Genomic DNA, 18,198 nt, shown 5'->3' with positions numbered 1-18,198 from the left:
AGGGAGGGAGCTGCATGGAAGACGTCTCGCAGAAAGTCGTACCCGCCAGGTTGCTGCTGGTCGACGACGAGCCTAACGTGCTCTCCGCCTTGTCACGGATGCTTCGTCACGAAGGGTACGAACTCCACACTGCCGGGGATGGCCAGGCAGCCCTGGCGATTCTCGAACGCGAGCCCATCGACCTGGTCCTTAGCGACGCCTTGATGCCGGGCATGGACGGGGTCGAACTGCTTTCCCGCGTGCAGCAGCAGTGGCCAGAGTGCCTGCGCCTGCTGCTGACAGGTCAGTGCGACCTGTCCGCCACCATACGCGCCATCAACGAAGGCCGTATCTACGGCTACCTGGCCAAGCCCTGGGACGACGAAAGGTTGTGTCTTACCCTGCGCCAGGCGCTCCAGCATCAGCAGGCCGAACGTGAGCAGAAACGTCTCGAAGCCCTGACGCAGGACCAGAACCGGGAACTCGCCGAACTCAACGCCACACTGGAACAACGCGTCGAGGCGCGCACCCAGGAGCTCCAGCAGACCGCCGACATGCTGGAGGTCGCCTACCGCGAACTGCGCGAGAGCTACGTGACAGCGACACGGGTCTTCTCGTCACTGATTAGCCAACGCCTGCCGACACGTTTCCAGACCAACGCCAAGGTCGGTATTCTGGTGCAGGCCTTCGCCGAGGAACTCGGTCTCGACGAAGCGCAACAGCACGACCTGCAGCTGGCCGCCGCTCTCTATAACCTGGGCAAGCTTGCATGGAATGACCGCCTGATCGTCACGCCGGCCGAGCAGCTATCGGTCCAGCAGCGAGAGAGTTACCGCCGCTACCCGGCCACCGGCGAAAGCCTGCTGATGGCTCTGGAGCATATGGAGGGAGCGGCCAAGCTGATTCGCCACCACCGCGAGCACTGGAACGGCAGCGGCTTCCCCGACCACCTGCAAGGCGAGGCCATTCCCTACGGTGCCCGCCTGCTGGGACTCGCCGTCGATTTCATCGAGCTGCAGCGCGGCATGATCCTGCCACGCCAGGTGCCTCGCCCCCAGGCGCTGGAGCTGCTACGCAAGTTCTCCGGCCGTATCTACGACCCGGTCCTGTGCCGCGCCTTCATTACGCTATGTCTCGACAAGGCACCAGATCTCGAGAACCATGGCCGGCCGGTGCTGGCATTGGAGACAAGCCAGCTCAAGCCCGGCATGATCCTGGCCCAGGACATTCACTCCATCAGCGGCATACTGCTGCTCCACGAGGGCAAGCAGTTCGACGCGCACCTGATCGACAAGCTGATGCGACTCGAGGAGGTGGAGGACAGGCGCTATACGCTGCTGGTCTATCGCGAGGAGGAGGCCGATGAATGACTCCCTGCAGGAGCAGTTGGATCAGTATCGGCGCAGAGTGGCACATCTCGAAGCCCGCCTGACCGGATTGCTCGACAGTATTACCGACGGCTTCATCACGGTAGACCGCCATTGGCACTGCAACTACATCAACCAGGCGGCCCAGCGGATCATCGGGCGACCCTGCGAGGAGCTGCTCGACCAAGCACTGTGGAAGATCTTCCCCCACTCCAAGGGCTCACTCTTCGAAACCGAGTTTCGCCGCGCCATCGACGACATGGTGTCGGTGGCCTTCGAGGCGCATTACGTCGCCCTCGACCTGTGGCTGGAGGTGCACGCCTACCCCTCCGAGGAGGGGCTGGCGATCTATTTCCAGGACATCGGCCGGCGCAAGCGAACCGAGGAGCGGCTGCGCATCCTCGAGCGCAGCATCGAGTCCAGCGTCAATGGGGTCGTCATTACCGACGCTCGCGCGCAGGACTGCCCCATCGTCTATGTCAACGCTGCCTTCGAGCGTATTACCGGGTATTCCCGTGACGAGGTGATGGGGCGCAACTGCCGCTTCCTGCAGGGGGAGCACCCCGAGCCGGCCATACGGCAACGCATTCGCAGCGAGCTGGAAGCTCAACGGGACATCCATGTCACCCTATGCAATTACCGCAGGAACGGCACGCCATTCTGGAACGACCTGCATATCTCGCCGGTATTCGACGAGCAGCAGGAAATCAGCCATTTCATCGGCATTCTCAACGACATCTCGGCCCAGCGTGAATACGAATCGCGGCTGGCCTACCATGCCGATCACGATGCCCTGACCGGCCTGGTCAACCGCTCGATGCTGGAGCGACGGCTGCACCAGAGCTGCATCCCACCGCAGGGTCCTCCCCGGCGTACCGCCCTGCTTTACATCGACCTGGACGATTTCCAATCGATCAACGACAGTCTCGGCCACGACCTGGGCGACCATGTTCTCGTCGAAGTGGCCGCCAGGCTGGTTCAGCAGGTGCGCCGCAGCGATACCGTGGCCCGCTTCGGCGGCGATGCCTTCGTCGTGCTGCTGCCCGAACCGGACGACGTGACGAGCATCGTCGAACGCCTGCTGGCGGTCATCGCCAGCCCCTACTGCTTCGAGGGCCGGGAACTGCACCTCACCGCCAGCATCGGCATCGCCACCTACGACGGCAACGGCCCGCCTGCTCAGCTGATCCAGCAGGCCGACCTCGCCATGTACCAGGCAAAGCGCCGGGGACACAATACCTATCACTGGTTCTCGCGTGATCTCAACACCCGGGTCAGTCAGCGTGTGGCGCTGCGCAACGCACTACAACGCGCTATCGACGAGCAGCAGTTCGAATTGCACTACCAGCCCCAGGTCCACGGTACCAGTGGCCGCATCGTCGGGTGCGAGGCGCTGCTGCGCTGGCACCATCCAGAGCGCGGCTTCATTCCCCCCTCCGAGTTCATCGGTCTCGCCGAGGACACCGGACAGATCGTCGCCATCAACGACTGGGTAGTACGCACCGCCTGTCGCGACAACCGCCGGCTCAACGACCTGGGGCTGGGCGAGTATCCCATGGCGGTCAACATCTCGCCGATGCAGTTCCACCGCAGCGGATTCGTCGAAGGCATCCTGGAAATGCTGGAAGATGCCGGGCTGCCCCAGCCCTGCTGGAACTGGAACTGACCGAGAACATCATGCTCGAGAGCACCGACAAGGCCATCGAGACCCTGCATACGCTGCGCCGCCACGGTATCGGCGTGGTGATCGACGATTTCGGCACCGGCTACTCCAGCTTGAGCTACCTGAAGCACTTGCCCATCGACAAGATCAAGATCGACCGCTCCTTCATCAGCGACGTGATCAGCGATCATCGCGATGCTGCCATCGTCCAGGGCATCATCACCATGGCCAGCCACCTGCAGCTCAAGGTCATCGCCGAAGGCGTCGAGACCCAGGCGCACTATGCCTATCTCAGCAAGCACATGTGCGACCTGTTCCAGGGCTTCTATTTCGCGCGCCCCATGCCTTTCGAGGAACTGCTGCCCTTCCTCAAGGATCACCATGAAGCAGCCCGCGATCTTCGCCCGGATGGACACGGCGTCACCTCGCCAGCGATCCTGCTGGTCGACGACGAGGCCAATATCCTGCACGCCCTGACCCGGACCCTGCGCCGCGACGGCTATCGCATCCTGACGGCCGATGGTGCGAGCCAAGCGTTCGAATTGCTGGCCACCCAGGAGGTCACACTGGTCATCAGCGACCAGCGCATGCCGGAGATGAATGGCACGGAATTCCTCAAACGCGTGAAAGTGCTCTATCCGCAAACCCTTCAGATCATCCTGTCGGGCTATACCGACCTCAAGACCGTTACCGAGGCAGTCAACGAAGGCGGGATCTACAAGTTCCTCACCAAGCCCTGGGACGACGAGGAGCTGCGGCTCATCGTGCAGCAGGCCGTCCGTGAGGCCGCACTTCAAGGCGCCAGGAGCCGACGGCAGGCACGCAACGATGACGACGACGAGGCCTGACCGTCACTTGCCCTGTCCTTGTCCCAGCACCTTTACCTCATCGCCCAGCACATCCTCCACGTAGAGCATCTGCACGGCCACCACCGCCACCACCGCCAGCGGCGCGGAGAGAATCACCCCCGCCACTCCGGCTACCGCGGCACCGGCCAGCTGCACGATGACGGTATAGGCGGGGGGCAGACGCACCATGCCCTTGGCGGCAAGAGGCATCACCAGGTTGGACTCCAGCGTCTCCACCACGAAATAGAGCACCACGGCATACAGCGCCAGCTGCGGCGACTCAAGCAGGGCAATCAGTATGGTGGGGATGGCACCGATGATCGGACCCAAGTAGGGAATGAAGGTGAACAATCCGGCGACCAGGCCCAGCGCACCGGCCATCGGCACCCCCAGGAAGGCCAGCCCTATCGCCACCGACACTCCCACGAAGACCATCGATACCAGCCGGCTCAGCAGCCATAGGCGCAACGCCCGGCCCTGCATGCACAACACCTGCTGCAGACGCTCGCGATGAGCGGGAGGACAAAGTACCACCACATTGCCGACGTACTTGGTGGGGCTGAGCACCAGGTAGAAGCCGATCAGAAGGATCAGGAAGAAACTGGCAATGGCGCCGAAAGTGGTGGAGAAGAAACCGGTGAAGTGATCGATGACCGGCTGGCCGAGGAGCTGAGCCGGCTCCTCCACCTCGGCCATTACCGCCTCGATGCCGGGCAGCTCGCGCAGGTTGGTCACTAGCTGCTGGAAGGCCTGGGGGAGTTCCGTGATCAACTGCGGCAACTGCTCCCCGAGGCGCGGGCCGATCAATGCCCCCAACCCAACCAGCAGCAGGCAGATCGTCAGCAGCGCCAGCGCAAGGGCCCACGGTCGCGTGAGCGGCAGGTAACGCTGGCACAGACGCACCACACCATCGATCGCCACGGCAAAGAGCACACCGGCGAACACCAGCAACAGCACGTCGAGCAGTTGAGCGGCGAAGTAGAGCAGAATCGCCACCAAGCTGGCGATTCCGACCACGATCAGAACGCGCCGGGAGAACCGGGAAACCGTTTCGACGCCACTCTCCTTGTTGGCCATGTCTGCTCCTTGTCGCTTGCGGCGGGATCCGCCCGCGCCATTCCGGGCGCCTGTGGCCTAGCCTAGCAGATGCTTCAGGCATGGCCCGGTTGCCAGGAACTTCGTCAGCTATGCTGCCTCTATGGAGCAACCCCAGGACCAGACGCGCACATCGAACGCAACCAGGGAGGTTCAGCGATGACTGCCGACAGCAAGCGCAAGCCACAGGGCTACGATCGCCTCAAGCAGCACCAGGGCAAAGGCTATTCGGGAATGAAAGTCGGTCGCTCGCACAAGTGGTATTACGACCAGGGCGAGTGGCGCGAGCGCAAGATCACCCCCGACGAATGGGAAATCTCCTACCAGACCACCAAGCGGCGGGCGGCTCGCGCTCCCGAGGAGTCAGGCGCCCCCATCGGTACGGAGTACAACTGGCTGATCGTATCCCACCAGCGCGTCGACAAGCTCGACGCCAACAGCTACACGACCTGCATGGAGGGCAAGAAATTCAAGGTGGCCCACAAGCGTGCCAGCAGCGCGGCCTGGAACGTCAGTGAGCGAACCCAGCGCAAGAAGGTGATCGAGTATCTCGAGCAGATGATCGAGGAACTCAAGGCAGCCGACGCCGCCGAGCCGCTCCCCTTCAGCGTGGGCGAGCACGAACACGTGTATGGGCTCAACCTGCGCACCAAGGCCGAGCTGCTCGACATGGCGAAGGAGTACGGACTCTCCGGTACTTCCAAGATGAAGCGGGAAGAGTTGCTGGAAGCCGTGAAGGAGCGGATCGCGCAGCAGGGAAATAGCCGTAGCGACAACGGCAGAGACAGAGACAGCGCTAACGACAGCGCCGAGTTCGACAAGCGACAGCCGGACGGCGATGCAACGGAGCTCGAAGCGAAAAGCAAGGACGAGCTATACCGGCTGGCCAGCGAGCGTAGTATCGGCGGCCGCTCGAGCATGAACAAGACACAGCTCGTGCATGCCCTCGCCGCTCGCCGCCAGCGCCCCGGCTCGGGCTCGCGGGCCTAGTTCATAGGACTAGTTCGTGGGATTAGCCGTGGTATTGCCTTGCGCGATCGCGGTTCGCGCCGGGCTGGTCGCCACCATGCGTACCACGCTGCCCACCACGATCAGGCAGGGCGAAGGCAGTGGCGAGGCGGCCAGCTTCTCCGGCATGTCGGCCAGGGTGCCCACCAGCGAGGCCTGCTCGGGCAGGCTGGCGTTGGCCACCAGCATGATCGGCCAGTCGTCGGGCAGCCCATTGCGGCGCAGCCCGGCACAGATGGCCTCGACCTTGGTCAGGCCCATGTAGAAGATCAGCGTCTCGTCCTGGCGCGCCAAGGTGGCCCAGTCGGGCTCGCCGTCCTTGCGGCACAGTTGGGCGGTAATGAAACGCAACTGCTGGGAATGGGCGCGGTCGGTCAGCGGGATACCCATGCCGGCGGCGGCGGCCGAAGCGGCGGTGATACCGGGCACGATCTCGGCCTCTATCCCGGCTTCGGCCAACGCGGCGAGTTCCTCGCCCATGCGCCCGAACACGCCGGGGTCGCCGCCCTTGAGCCGCACCACCGACTTGCCCTCCCGCGCCAGCTTCACCAGCAAAGCGCCGATCTCGGCCTGGGGCACGCTGTGGTGGCCACGCTCCTTGCCCACGTAGTAGCGCTCGTGGCCGGCGGGAATCAGCGCCAGCACATCGTCGCCCACCAGGCGGTCATAGACCACCGCCTCGGCCTGCTGCAGCAGGCGCGCGGCCTTGAGCGTGAGCAGCTCGACATCGCCGCTGCCCGCCCCCACCAGATAGACCCGGCCGGCGCGACACTCGCCGTCCAGGGTCAGGGTGGGCGCCTCGACGCGCGTGGAACGGCCGAACGGCGAACGCACGATATGACCCAGGCCGTGCAGCCGCGAGAACGCCGCCTGCCCCAACGCCCGGGGCCGCTGCGCCCAACGCCACAGCTCAGGCGACAGCAGTGATTTCAATTGGCTCAGCGCTCGCATGGGCCTTCTCCTCTTCGATCAACGATTTCAGCTCGGGAACGCAACTTCCGCACTGGGTGCCGCAGGCCAGCCTGGCGCCCAACGCCTCGACGCTGTCATCGCCTTCACGGATAGCCTCTAGGATAGCGCGTTGGCCCACCTGATGGCAGCTGCACACCACCGGCCCCTGATTGGCGGCGCCGTCGTCGCAGCCAGCCAGCAGCCGACGGCGATGCTGCGCCGAGAGCCCCACACCGGCTCTGGCCTCCTCGAAGCGAGCGTCGAGCCAGGCCAGGTTGGGCAGCTCTACCGGCGGTCCCGCCATCAGCCACCAGCGCAGGCGTCCCGCGGCATCCACTCCGGCGGCACGTAGCCTTCCGGTAGCCGGATCGGTGCACCACAGCGTCGGCGCCACCGGCAGCGTCGCCTCGAGCCAGGTCAGCCAGTCGCGCTGCGCCGCTTTTTTCGCAACCCCGCCGCAGGCGCTCTCGCCACCGGCCAACTGCCAGCGCTGGCAGCCGTGCAGCGGAATGCGCGCCCAGTAGCGGCTCTCGTCGCACCAGCTCGATTCCGCCACGCCCAGGTCGTCGGCCACCAGCAGGGTGGCCTCCCACTCCACCGCCAGCGGGGCCAGCGCCACCGCGCCGTGCTTCGATTCCGGCTGGCCGGAGACCGGATCGAGATGCGCTTCGAGCAGCGTCCCCATGCGCGCCGTGCCGCTGAAATAGCCGCTCCAGTGCATCGGTACGAACACCTCGCCGCGACGTTGTCCGCGCGACAGCCGCACCCGGCCGACATAGTCGCCACCCGCTCCCTCCAGGCGCGCCAGGCCATGCTCCGCCACGCCCCATTCGGCGGCATCTTCCGGGGTGAGTTCGATGAACGGCTCGGCGCGGTGATTCATCAGCCGCGGCGCACGGCCGGTGCGTGTCATGGTGTGCCACTGATCGCGCACGCGCCCGGTATTGAGCCGCAGCGGACGGGCCGCGTCCAATGCCTGGGCCGGCGGGCGCGGACGTACCGGCAGCAGCCGCGCGCGGCCGCCCGGCGTGGCGAAGCGGCCATCGGTAAACAGCCGCGCGGTGCCGTGGGGGGCCCCGGCGTTGACCGGCCACTGGATCGGCGCCAGGGCATCGTAGGCGTCGCGGTCGAGCCCGGCCAGGCCAGAGATATCGAACAGCCGGCGGCTCTCACCCGGGCCCTCACCGTTCTCGAAGCCCGAGAGCCGGGCGTGCTCGTCGAAGATCTCGCACGGATGGGTATAGGCGAACGCCTCGCCGAAGCCCAGCCGCTTGGCCACCTCGCAGACGATCCACCAGTCGTGCCGGGCCTCCCCAGGCGGAGGCAGGATGCCGCGCTGGCGCGAGATGCGCCGCTCGGAATTGGTCACGGTGCCGTTCTTCTCCGACCAGCTCGAGGCCGGCAGCACGATATCGGCATAGGGCAGCAGGTCGGCGTTGGCCATGCACTCGGAGACGATCACCAGCGGGCATTTCTCCAGCGCCGCACGCACCCGGTCGGCCCGCGGCAGGCTCACCGCCGGGTTGGTGGCCATGATCCACAGCGCCTGCACCTCGCCGCGCTCGATCGCCTCGAACAGTGCCACCGCCTTATGGCCGGGCGCCTCGGGCAGGCACGGCACCAGCCGCTCAGTGGCCCAGAAGCGCGTGACCCGGTCTCGCGCGCCGGGTGTGTCGTAGTCCATATGAGCGGCCAACTGGTTGGCCAGCCCGCCCACCTCGCGCCCGCCCATGGCGTTGGGCTGGCCGGTGATCGAGAAAGGTCCCGCCCCCGGCAGGCCGATCTTGCCGCCGGCCAGGTGGCAGTTGATGATGGCGTTGCCCTTGTCGGTGCCGCTGCTCGACTGGTTCACCCCCTGGGAGAACAGCGTGACCACATGCAGGTGGCTGGCGAACCAGTAGAAGAAGGTCTCCAGGCGCTCGGCATCGACATCGCAGTCGGCGGCGATGGCCTCCACAGCGGCATCCTGCTCCCGCGCCGCGGCAAGCGCCTCTTCGAAGCCCTGGGTATGCGCCTCCAGGTAGACCCGGTCGAGCTTGTTGCGCTTCGCCATCCACGCCAGCAGCCCGGTGAACAGGCGCGCATCGCTGCCCGGCTTGAGCCCCAGGTAAAGGTCGGCGATCTCGCAGGTATCGGTGACCCGTGGGTCGATCACCACCACCCGCAGCAGCGGGTTGCGCTGCTTGGCCACCTTCAGCCGCTGATAGAGCACCGGATGGTTCCAGGCCAGGTTGGAGCCCACCAGCACCACCAGCTCGGCCTCTTCGAGATCCTCATAGCTGCATGGCACAGCGTCGGCGCCGAAGGCACGCTTGTGGGCCGCCACCGCCGAGGCCATGCACAGCCGCGAGTTGGTATCCAGGTGCGGCGTACCGAGAAAGCCCTTGAATAGCTTATTGGCGACGTAATAGTCCTCGGTGAGCAGCTGCCCGGAGAGGTAGGCGGCCAGCGCCTGCGGCCCGTGGGCCGCCCGTACCGCCGCCAGCCGCTCGGCGACGGCCTCCAGCGCCGTATTCCAATCGGTCTCGACGCCGTCAACCCGCGGCCGGGTCAGGCGGCCATGATGGCCCAACGTCTCGTGCAGCGCCGAACCCTTCACGCATAACCGGCCGAAGTTGGCCGGATGCTCCGGGTCGCCCTGCACCTCGACGATCCGCTCGTTCTCGACGCTGGCCAGCACGCCACAGCCGACGCCGCAGTAGGGGCAGGTGGTTCGGGCCTCGCGCATGTCGATCTCCTGTCTGGTCTTGGCGAAACGACGACGCCCGCCAACGGCCGCCCCCGAAGGGTGGCGTTGGCGGGCGTCGTTGCCGCTTGGGGCACCGCATGGCGCCCTCTAGAGAGTATTGACCCGTAGCAAGCAGGAAGCGTGCCATCCACCGAAGAACGAGCGGGTATCAGGCAGATGCTCCTTCGTTCCTGACGCCCCTCCATGCTGCTTTGCACCATTTCCCCACGGCCGGTTCCGCCCTTGCACCAGACTGGTGCCAGTGAGCGAATCAGGCTCGCTCGCCACCAGCCAGTAGCACGCCAAATGCCCCACTGTCCGCGACGGAGTATCAGTTGGAACGTTTCTTGCATCGTGTTTCGCAAGAAGTACCACAGGAGCCGCTAGGCTCTTGCGCCAATGCAAAGGCGCGACACAGAGCGAGACCCTATGCCATCACCATCACCTCTGAACATTCTGTTGGTCGACGATGAGGTAGTGCGTGCCGCCATGGTCGAGGAAGCGCTGATGGCCGAGGGTCACCGGGTCATCTGCCGGCTGACGAGCCCGGCCAGCCTCAACGAGATGGTCGAGCGCCACCAGCCCGACGTGGTGATCATCGACATGGAGAGCCCCGACCGCGACACGCTGGAAAGCATGGCCCTGCTCAACCGCGAAAACCCTCGTCCGGTGGTGTTCTTCGCCGACCAACACGACTCCGACACGCTGCAGGCCGCGCTCAAGGCCGGCGTCAGCGCCTATGTGGTCGACGGCCTGGTGCCGGAGCGTGTGGAGGCCATCGTCGAGGTCGCCATCGCCCGCTTCGACGCCTTCCACAGCATGCGCCAGGAACTCGACAAGGCGCGCAACCAGCTCGCCGAGCGCAAGCGCATCGAACGCGCCAAGGGCCTGTTGATGAAGCACCAGAGCTGCGATGAGGAGCAGGCCTACCGCATGCTGCGCAAGCTCGCCATGGATCGCGGCCAGCGTATCGCCGAGGTCGCCGACAGCGTCATTGACATACTCGACCGCCTGAATCCGACCCTGGCATCGCCCCAGGGGCGACCCGACCAACGGGGATCCCGCTCATGAGCCACCCGCAACACCATGCCGCCAGCCCCGAACTCGAGCGTCTCACCCTCGGCTTCGTGCCGCTGCTCGACGCCGCTCTGTTGATCGTCGCCCGCGAGCAGGGCTGCTTTGCCGCCCAAGGCCTCGAGGTCAGTCTTTCGCGGGAGAACGCCTGGAGCACCCTGCGCGACAAGGTCGCTGCCGGCTTGCTCGACGGCGCCCAAATGCTCGCCCCCATGCCGCTGGCCATGAGCCTGGGGCTGGGCCGCGCCCCCTGCGAAACGCTTGCGCCGACGCTGCTCTCGCGCAACGGCAATACCATCACGCTCTCCACGTCGCTGTGTCAGGCCAGCGGCGCCGCGCTAGCAACAGACCCAGGCACCAGCGCCCTGGCACTGGGCGACTGGCTGCGCGGGCCGGGCAGCGGCAAACGCCCACGCTTGGCCATGGTCTACCCCTACTCCTGCCAGCACTACCAGCTGCGCGAATGGCTGACCCTGGGCGACATCGCCCCCGACCGCGACGTGGAACTGGTCGCCCTGCCACCGCCGCGCATGGTGGAAGCCCTGCGCAACGGCCAGATCGATGGCTTCTGCGCCGGCGAGCCCTGGGGCACCCTGGCCCGCCACTGCGGCGCGGGCCAACTGGTCGCCACTGGCGCCCAACTGTGGCAGGACCACCCCGAGAAAGTGCTCGGCGTGACCCGCTCCTGGGCGCAGCGCTACCCCGCTACCCTGGCCGCCCTGCTGCGGGCCCTGGCAACAGCCAGCGAGTGGCTGGCCGCCTCGCCGGATCACCGTCGCCAGGCACGGGAGTGGCTAGCCCTGCCGCCCTACCTCGACCGCTCGATTCGCCATCTCGAAACGCTCGACAACGACGCAGCCCCCATTCATCAGCATCTCTGCGGGGCGGACATGCTGCGCCCGACGCCACAGGCCGCACTGCACTTCGCCGCCCCCATCGTGAGCCAGCTCGAAGCGCAGGGCGGCCGCTTCGATCCCGCGCTACTGGCGGCATGCTACAGCCCTGTGCATTTCGATGCCGCAACGCACCATTGATGTGCATGGCCGGTGAAAGCTGAGTTTCCTCCGGCCAGCATCACGCCCCCAAGTCACTTTCCAACACACTGGCACACAAGGAAAAACTTCACGCACCAGGTACCTTGGCCAGAATCTTGATACCTGCAGGACAAAGCGGCGATCAAAGGCGATCGCCCACATGAATGCGACAACGACGTCTCTGTGCTCCCCGGTTCGATCCTCGAATCGACAGGGGAAGCGCCGAGGCGTCGTTGCGTTATAGGCCCGTCATTCTGACAAGCGCAGCGAGAGGAGGTGTTCGCATGCCACGGCGACATCCCGAGACATCCACCGTCGAGCATTTGGTCATCGTCGGCAACGGCATGGCCGGCCACCGGCTGGTCGAGGCACTCCTCGCCCGGACCGAGCGCCCCGCCAGGATCACGGTCATCGGGGCCGAGCAGGCGCCGGCCTACAACCGCATCCTGCTCTCGCCGCTGCTGGCCGGCGAAATGCAGCGCGAGGCCCTCACCCTGCGCAGCGCCGAATGGTATGCCGAGCAGGGCATCGAACTCATCCTCGGCGAGCGGGTGGAGAAGATCGACTGCGACGCACGCACACTCAGCACCGATGCTGATCGCCGGCTCGACTACGACCGCCTGGTGCTGGCTACCGGTTCGAACCCAGCCCGCCCGCCGGTGCCGGGACTCGAGCTTCCCGGCGTACACGTGTTCCGCGACCTGCACGACGCCGACGCCCTGGCACGCGCCGCCGAAAGCGGCCGCAACGCCGTGGTGATCGGCGGCGGCCTGCTCGGCCTGGAAGCCGCGGAAGGGCTGCGCAAGCGCGGCATGCAGGTGAGCCTGCTGCAGCGCGACGACCGCCTGATGAATCGCCAGCTCGACCTTACCGCCGCCCGCCTGCTGGAGAATGAGCTACGCGGTCGCGGGCTCGACATCCATACCGACGCCCAGCTCGAACGGCTGGAAGCCGACGCCGAGGGCCAGGTGTGCGCCGCCCTGCTCGCCGACGGCACGCGGCTCGCCGCCGACTGCGTGGTGGTGGCCATCGGCATCGTGCCCAATGCCGAACTAGGGCGCGTGGCCGGACTGGAGGTCAATCGCGGCGTGATCGTCGACGAGTGGCTGACCACCAGCGACCCGGCGATCCACGCTCTGGGCGAGTGCTGCGAGCACCGCGGCAACCTCTACGGCCTGGTCGAGCCGATCTGGCGCCAGGTCGAGGTGCTGGCCGAGCGGCTCTGTCTCGACCATGACCACGCCGATGACGAAGACGCACAGGGCTACGTCGAGAAACCGACCGCCACCAAGCTCAAGGTCAGCGGCATCTCGCTCTACGCCTTCGGCCCCACCGAAGCCGAACCCGATCACGAGGTACTCAGCTACCGCGATCCCCAGCAGGGCGACTACCGCCGCCTGCTGCTGAGAGGCGGCCGCCTGGAGGGCGCCGTGCTCTACGGCGACACCGCCTCCGGCCCCTGGTACTTCGAGCAGGCCCTGGCCGGTCGCGACCTCACCGCCTGCCGCGCCGCGCTGCTGCTCGGCGCCGCCGACGCCCAGGCCCTGCTCGACGACGCATCGAACGAATCACCGCACAGCCCCGCCAAGGAGGCCGCATGAACACGCCCGTCAAACCGCAACTGATCGTCATCGGCAACGGCATGGTCGGCCACCACCTGGTCGAGCAGCTGGTCGAACAGGGCGCCACCGAGCGTTACGCCGTCACCGTGTTTGGCGAGGAGCGTCACCTGGCCTACGACCGCGTGCACCTCTCCGAGTACTTCAGCGGCCGTGACGCCGCCTCGCTGGCGCTCTCCACCGCCGACTACTATGCCGAGCACGGCATCGAACTGCGCCTGCATGAAGCGGTCACCGAGATCGACCGCGACAAGAGCGAAGTGGTCACGCCCCAGGGCCGCTACCCCTACGACCGCCTGGTGCTGGCCACCGGCTCCTACCCCTTCGTGCCGCCGATTCCCGGCAACGACCGCGAGGGCTGCCTGGTCTACCGCACCCTGGAGGACCTCGACGCCATTCGTGCCGCTGCCGAAACCGCCACCACCGGCGTGGTGGTGGGCGGCGGCCTGCTCGGCCTGGAAGCCGCCAACGCCCTGCGTGGGCTCAACCTCGACACCGCCGTGGTGGAATTCGCCCCGCGGCTGATGCCAATGCAGGTCGATGCCGAAGGCGGCGAGCTGCTGCGCGAGAAGATCGAAGCGCTGGGCGTACAGGTGCTTACCGGCCGCGCGACGCAGGAGATCGTCGACGGCGAGGCCAGTCGCCACCGCATGGTGTTCCAGGACGAGAAAGTGCTGGAGACCGACCTCATCGTCTTCTCCGCCGGCATTCGCCCCCGCGACGAACTGGCCCGCGACAGTGGCCTGGAGATCGGCGAGCGCGGCGGCGTGGTGATCGACGACAATTGCCTGACCAGCGACCCGGCCATCCTCGCCATCGGCGAAGTGGCGCTGTGGAACAACAGCATCTTCGGCCTGGTCGCCCCCGGCTACCAGATGGCCAAGGTCGCCGCCGCCACCCTGCTCGAGGGAAATGAAGCCTTCAAGGGCGCCGACATGAGCACCAAGCTCAAGCTGATGGGGGTCGACGTGGGCTCCATCGGCGATGCCCACGGCGACCGTACACCCGGAGCACGCCAGTTCCGTTTCCTCGACCCGCTCAAGCAGCAGTACCGCAAGCTGGTGGTCTCCAGCGACGGCAAGCGCCTGGTCGGCGCCATGCTGGTGGGCGACAACAGCTACTACGACACTCTGCTGCAGTACTATGCCAACCGCATCGAGCTGCCCGAGGACCCGGCCTCCCTGATCCTGCCGGCCGGCAGCGAAGCCGCCCCCGCGCTGGGGCCGGACGCCCTGCCGGCCACCGCCACCATCTGCTCGTGCCACAACGTCACCAAGGCCGACGTGTGCAGCGCCATCGACGGCGGCGCGGTGGACCTGGGCGCGGTGAAAGGCGCCACCAAGGCCAGCACCGGCTGCGGCGGCTGTGCCGCCCTGCTCAAGACCCTGGTCGATCACGAACTCGAGAGCCGCGGCGTGGAGGTCGACAAGTCGATCTGCGAGCACTTCGCCCATACCCGCCAGGAGCTCTACGACATCGTACGGGTGGAGGGCATCAAGACTTTCAGCGAGCTGATGGAGAAGCACGGCAACCCCAAGACCCACAAACTCGGCTGCGACATCTGCAAGCCGGCGGTGGCCTCGATCCTGGCCTCCTGCTTCAACGAGCCGATCACCGACGCGGCCCACATCCCGCTGCAGGACACCAACGACACCTTCATGGCCAACATGCAGAAGAACGGCACCTACTCGGTGGTGCCGCGCATCGCCGGCGGGGAGATCACCCCCGACAAGCTGGTGGTGCTGGGCCAGGTGGCGCAGAAGTACGAACTCTACACCAAGATTACCGGCGGCCAGCGCATCGACCTGTTCGGCGCCCGCCTGGAGGACCTGCCGGCGATCTGGGGTGAGCTGATCGAAGCTGGCTTCGAGACCGGCCACGCCTACGGCAAATCGACCCGCACGGTGAAGTCCTGCGTGGGCAGCACCTGGTGCCGCTACGGCGTGCAGGACAGCGTAGGCATGGCGATCCAGATCGAGAACCGCTACAAAGGCCTGCGCGCCCCGCACAAGCTCAAGTTCGCCGTTTCCGGCTGCACCCGCGAATGCGCCGAGGCCCAGAGCAAGGACGTCGGCGTGATCGCCACCGAGAACGGCTGGAACCTGTATGTATGCGGCAACGGCGGCATGCGCCCACGCCACGCCGAACTGTTCGCCACCGACCTCAGCGACGAGGAGCTGTTCCGCTACATCGACCGCTTCCTGATGTTCTACATCCGCACCGCCGACCGCCTGCAGCGCACCTCGGTGTGGCGCGAGAACCTGGAAGGCGGCCTGGACTACCTCAAGGAAGTGATCCTCGAAGACAGCCTCGGCATCGGCGAGGAGCTGGAGCGGCAGATGCAGGCCGTGGTCGACACCTACGAGTGCGAATGGGCCAATGCCATCAGCGACCCGGAGAAGCTCAAGCGCTTCCGCAGCTTCGTCAACGACGCGCGCCCGGATCCGGACATCATCTATACCACCGAGCGCGGGCAATTAAGGCCTGCGTGATGGAAATGGTGGCGCCCAAGCGCGCCGCCCGCTTCATCTCGCTCGGCAGTGACCAGATAAAAAGTGGAGAAGACCTGAATGAGTTCAGCAATTGCGGCGAAGACCATGACCCAAACCTGGCAAATCCTCTGCACCCGCGCCGACCTGGTGCCCTACTCCGGCGTCGCCGCCTGGGTGGAAACGCCGGAAGGCCCCGCCCAGGTGGCCCTCTTTTATCTTCCCGGCCACGCGCAGGAACTCTACGCCATCGACCACCACGACCCCTTCTCCAACGCCAACGTCATCGCCCGCGGCATCGTCGGCGACCTCAAGGGCCAGCCCGTCGTCGCCTCGCCGATCTACAAGCAGCACTTCCGCCTGGAAGACGGCCAATGCCTGGAAGACGAGAGCATCACACTGCGAACCTGGAAGGTGAGCTTCAAGGGCGACGAGGTGTGGATCGAGGCGTGAGGTTTCCGCCATTGGAAAAGAAAAAGCCGCCGACGCTGGGGAAAAGCGTCGGCGGCTTAGAAGTACATAAGAAAAATACGCTGCAGGAAGCAGCTTCAGCTCCGGTCCGACGCATTGGCGACTGGAGGCCATAGACCCCGGTGGAGTCACCAGCATTGGCTAGCTGCCTATGGCGACTCCAGCAGAGCCTTAATTTTATTCTCCATTCTGCCCATGGTTAGTTCTGGCTAGCCGCCCGCTAATAGAGTCGTGACTTCCTGAAGTCCGCTAAACAGCCACTATTTGAGTCATCCACCCTATTGGTAAAAGTGGCCATGGAATCGCGAAACCAATCGTCACCCTCACGTTTGAATTGCGAAATTTCTACACTACAGAAGCGGTTTTGTACGTCAAAGACAACCTCATAGTCCTCCCCCTCATCGAAGGCGAAAGAGAACGGTACTGCACATCTATAAGTAGTGGCACTACCATAGAACATTCCATTCACAGGCTCGTTGGCTTTTACATGCACTTCCTTCGCAGAATTTACATGATAATCCCACAAAGGCAGTCCAAGCTTATGGGGCGAGCTATTCAGAAGCGGGCCAGCTCTCAATCGCATCCATTCCGTTTCACCATCACTGCAATTAGAATCACTGTATGCTCGCAATACAGTTACGTCATCTGTATTAGCAACAAAGCGTGCACGAGCAAGCGGCCCTTCAGTTGGTTCTTCGTACTTTAATGTGGCACAACCTGCAATAAAAATTAAAACCGTTAACAGTATAATGCTTCTCATCTTTACCTACTTAGCAGAGTCAATTTTTTAGATGATATATAATTTCTTATCTTCGCATAAGACAAGTTGCATAATGCTCGTGCGCCATCCCGCCATCATTGCAAGCTCCGAGGTACGTGCCTTCCTAGAGCCCCTAGCGGTAGAACGCCATGTGGCAGCCGCCACGCAGAACCAGGCGCTGAAGCTGGGTTAAGGGGTATTGAGTCATTCGGGCACGCTACCGCCAGGGAATGCCGCTCACCAGCCCCCTCACTAGCGGTCAGAAGCCGCCGATTGTCTTCAGCGAGAATCCGGTCTGAAACTCATCATTGCAAAAGGAACCATCGGCATAGACGACCGAATCTTGAGAAAAAAGTCATCGAACATTGGGACCTTGGCCACGAACAGTAACTCTACGCACGGACCACCACGGCTCCTCCTCCAACGCCAACGTCATGAAAGCGTAGCGCTTCGCACCTGGAAGGTGAGCTTCAAGGGCGACGAGGTGTGGATCGAGGCGTGAGGTTGCGGCCTTAGAAAAGAAAAAGCCGCCGACGCTAGGGAAGCGTCGACGGCTTTGGGTAATCTCAACCGCGAAAGGCTGCCTCGATCTCAGCGATGTCGATTTTCCTCATCGTCATCATGGCATCGAACGCCCGCTTGGCGGCGGCGCGGTCGGGGCTGGTAAATGCCTTCGTCAGCGCAACCGGGGTAATCTGCCAAGAGATGCCCCACTTGTCCTTGCACCACCCGCATTGGCTCTCCTCGCCGCCATTGCCGACGATGGCGTTCCAGTAGCGATCCGTCTCCTCCTGATCTTCGGTCGCCACCTGAAACGAGAACGCCTCGCTGTGCTTGAACATTGGCCCGCCGTTCAGCCCCAGGCACGCCACGCCCAGCACGGTGAACTCGACCGTCAACACGCTCCCCTCCTTGCCCGATGGGTAATCCCCAGGCGCGTGGTGCACCGCATCGAGCGAGGAATCGGGGAAGGTCTCGGCATAAAATTTCGCGGCTTCCTCAGCGGCGTCATCGTACCAAAGGCAGATCGTGTTCTTCGCCATGTGCTTCATGATCGGCTCCTTTCTGTGGGTGATTGCTGTGAGTGGCAATCTAATGTCGAACGGAGCTGA

The 18,198-nt window shown here is 64.8% G+C and carries 13 protein-coding genes and 1 pseudogene; 10 read left to right on the top strand and 4 right to left on the bottom strand.

What is annotated here, in order from left to right:
• Window positions 1–14: 14 nt before the first annotated feature.
• From nosR to EKK97_RS24375, 3 genes and pseudogenes are all read left to right on the top strand, one after another.
• Window positions 15–1,349: a response regulator c-di-GMP phosphodiesterase, NosR family gene (gene nosR, locus EKK97_RS06605; protein ID WP_159550501.1), complete on the top strand. Its 1,335-nt coding sequence runs from the start codon at window positions 15–17 to the stop codon at window positions 1,347–1,349.
• Window positions 1,342–3,290: pseudogene (locus tag EKK97_RS06600) on the top strand (putative bifunctional diguanylate cyclase/phosphodiesterase); the annotation flags it as partial. The gene nosR and the pseudogene EKK97_RS06600, both read left to right, overlap by 8 nt.
• A 21-nt stretch (window positions 3,291–3,311) precedes the next feature.
• On the top strand, window positions 3,312–3,857 hold the full coding sequence (locus tag EKK97_RS24375) for a response regulator (protein WP_422673560.1): 546 nt from the start codon (window positions 3,312–3,314) through the stop codon (window positions 3,855–3,857).
• 3 nt (window positions 3,858–3,860) lie between these two features.
• Here EKK97_RS24375 and EKK97_RS06595 read toward each other — a convergent pair whose 3' ends face one another.
• A complete protein-coding gene (locus EKK97_RS06595; protein WP_159550498.1) occupies window positions 3,861–4,934 on the bottom strand; it encodes an AI-2E family transporter in 1,074 nt (357 codons plus the stop codon).
• Between the two features lie 177 nt (window positions 4,935–5,111).
• Between EKK97_RS06595 and EKK97_RS06590 the strand changes: the two genes are divergently transcribed.
• Window positions 5,112–5,942 carry a Rho termination factor N-terminal domain-containing protein gene (locus tag EKK97_RS06590; protein WP_159550495.1) on the top strand — a complete coding sequence of 277 codons (831 nt, stop codon included), beginning with the start codon at window positions 5,112–5,114 and terminating at the stop codon, window positions 5,940–5,942.
• A 9-nt stretch (window positions 5,943–5,951) separates the two neighbouring features.
• Here the strand turns inward: EKK97_RS06590 and cobA are convergent, their stop codons facing one another.
• Both cobA and EKK97_RS06580 read right to left on the bottom strand, forming a co-directional pair.
• The gene (gene cobA / locus EKK97_RS06585; protein WP_159550492.1) at window positions 5,952–6,911 is read right to left on the bottom strand and encodes a uroporphyrinogen-III C-methyltransferase; all 960 of its coding nucleotides are present in this window, start codon (window positions 6,909–6,911) and stop codon (window positions 5,952–5,954) included.
• The gene (locus EKK97_RS06580) at window positions 6,871–9,639 is read right to left on the bottom strand and encodes a nitrate reductase (RefSeq protein WP_159550489.1); all 2,769 of its coding nucleotides are present in this window, start codon (window positions 9,637–9,639) and stop codon (window positions 6,871–6,873) included. The genes cobA and EKK97_RS06580 overlap by 41 nt, the downstream gene beginning before the upstream one ends.
• Window positions 9,640–10,068: 429 nt before the next feature.
• Here EKK97_RS06580 and EKK97_RS06575 point away from each other — a divergent pair, with 429 nt between their 5' ends.
• The 6 genes from EKK97_RS06575 (at window position 10,069) to EKK97_RS24370 (ending at window position 17,279) form a co-directional block, all read left to right on the top strand.
• A complete protein-coding gene (locus tag EKK97_RS06575) occupies window positions 10,069–10,710 on the top strand; it encodes an ANTAR domain-containing response regulator (RefSeq protein ID WP_089677939.1) in 642 nt (213 codons plus the stop codon).
• Complete coding sequence (locus tag EKK97_RS06570; RefSeq protein ID WP_159550486.1) at window positions 10,707–11,747, top strand: CmpA/NrtA family ABC transporter substrate-binding protein; 1,041 nt, start codon at window positions 10,707–10,709, stop codon at window positions 11,745–11,747. Before EKK97_RS06575 ends, EKK97_RS06570 begins: the two co-directional genes overlap by 4 nt.
• Window positions 11,748–12,031: 284 nt before the next feature.
• The gene (locus EKK97_RS06565) at window positions 12,032–13,348 is read left to right on the top strand and encodes an NAD(P)/FAD-dependent oxidoreductase (protein ID WP_159550483.1); all 1,317 of its coding nucleotides are present in this window, start codon (window positions 12,032–12,034) and stop codon (window positions 13,346–13,348) included.
• Complete coding sequence (gene nirB / locus EKK97_RS06560; RefSeq protein ID WP_159550480.1) at window positions 13,345–15,858, top strand: nitrite reductase large subunit NirB; 2,514 nt, start codon at window positions 13,345–13,347, stop codon at window positions 15,856–15,858. Before EKK97_RS06565 ends, nirB begins: the two co-directional genes overlap by 4 nt.
• A gap of 78 nt (window positions 15,859–15,936) precedes the next feature.
• Entirely contained in the window at window positions 15,937–16,308 is a 372-nt protein-coding gene (nirD, locus tag EKK97_RS06555; protein ID WP_159550477.1) for a nitrite reductase small subunit NirD, read from the top strand.
• A gap of 809 nt (window positions 16,309–17,117) precedes the next feature.
• Window positions 17,118–17,279 (top strand): phage integrase N-terminal SAM-like domain-containing protein, encoded by a 162-nt coding sequence (locus tag EKK97_RS24370; protein WP_159550474.1) that lies wholly within the window; start codon window positions 17,118–17,120, stop codon window positions 17,277–17,279.
• 373 nt (window positions 17,280–17,652) lie between these two features.
• On the opposite strand, the gene EKK97_RS06545 is transcribed toward EKK97_RS24370, so the two are convergent.
• Window positions 17,653–18,138 (bottom strand): VOC family protein, encoded by a 486-nt coding sequence (locus tag EKK97_RS06545; protein WP_159550471.1) that lies wholly within the window; start codon window positions 18,136–18,138, stop codon window positions 17,653–17,655.
• Window positions 18,139–18,198 lie beyond the last annotated feature (60 nt).

This window comes from Billgrantia tianxiuensis (assembly GCF_009834345.1).
In the GTDB taxonomy this organism is placed as follows: domain Bacteria; phylum Pseudomonadota; class Gammaproteobacteria; order Pseudomonadales; family Halomonadaceae; genus Halomonas; species Halomonas tianxiuensis.
This window is presented reverse-complemented; position numbering and strand designations above follow the sequence as displayed.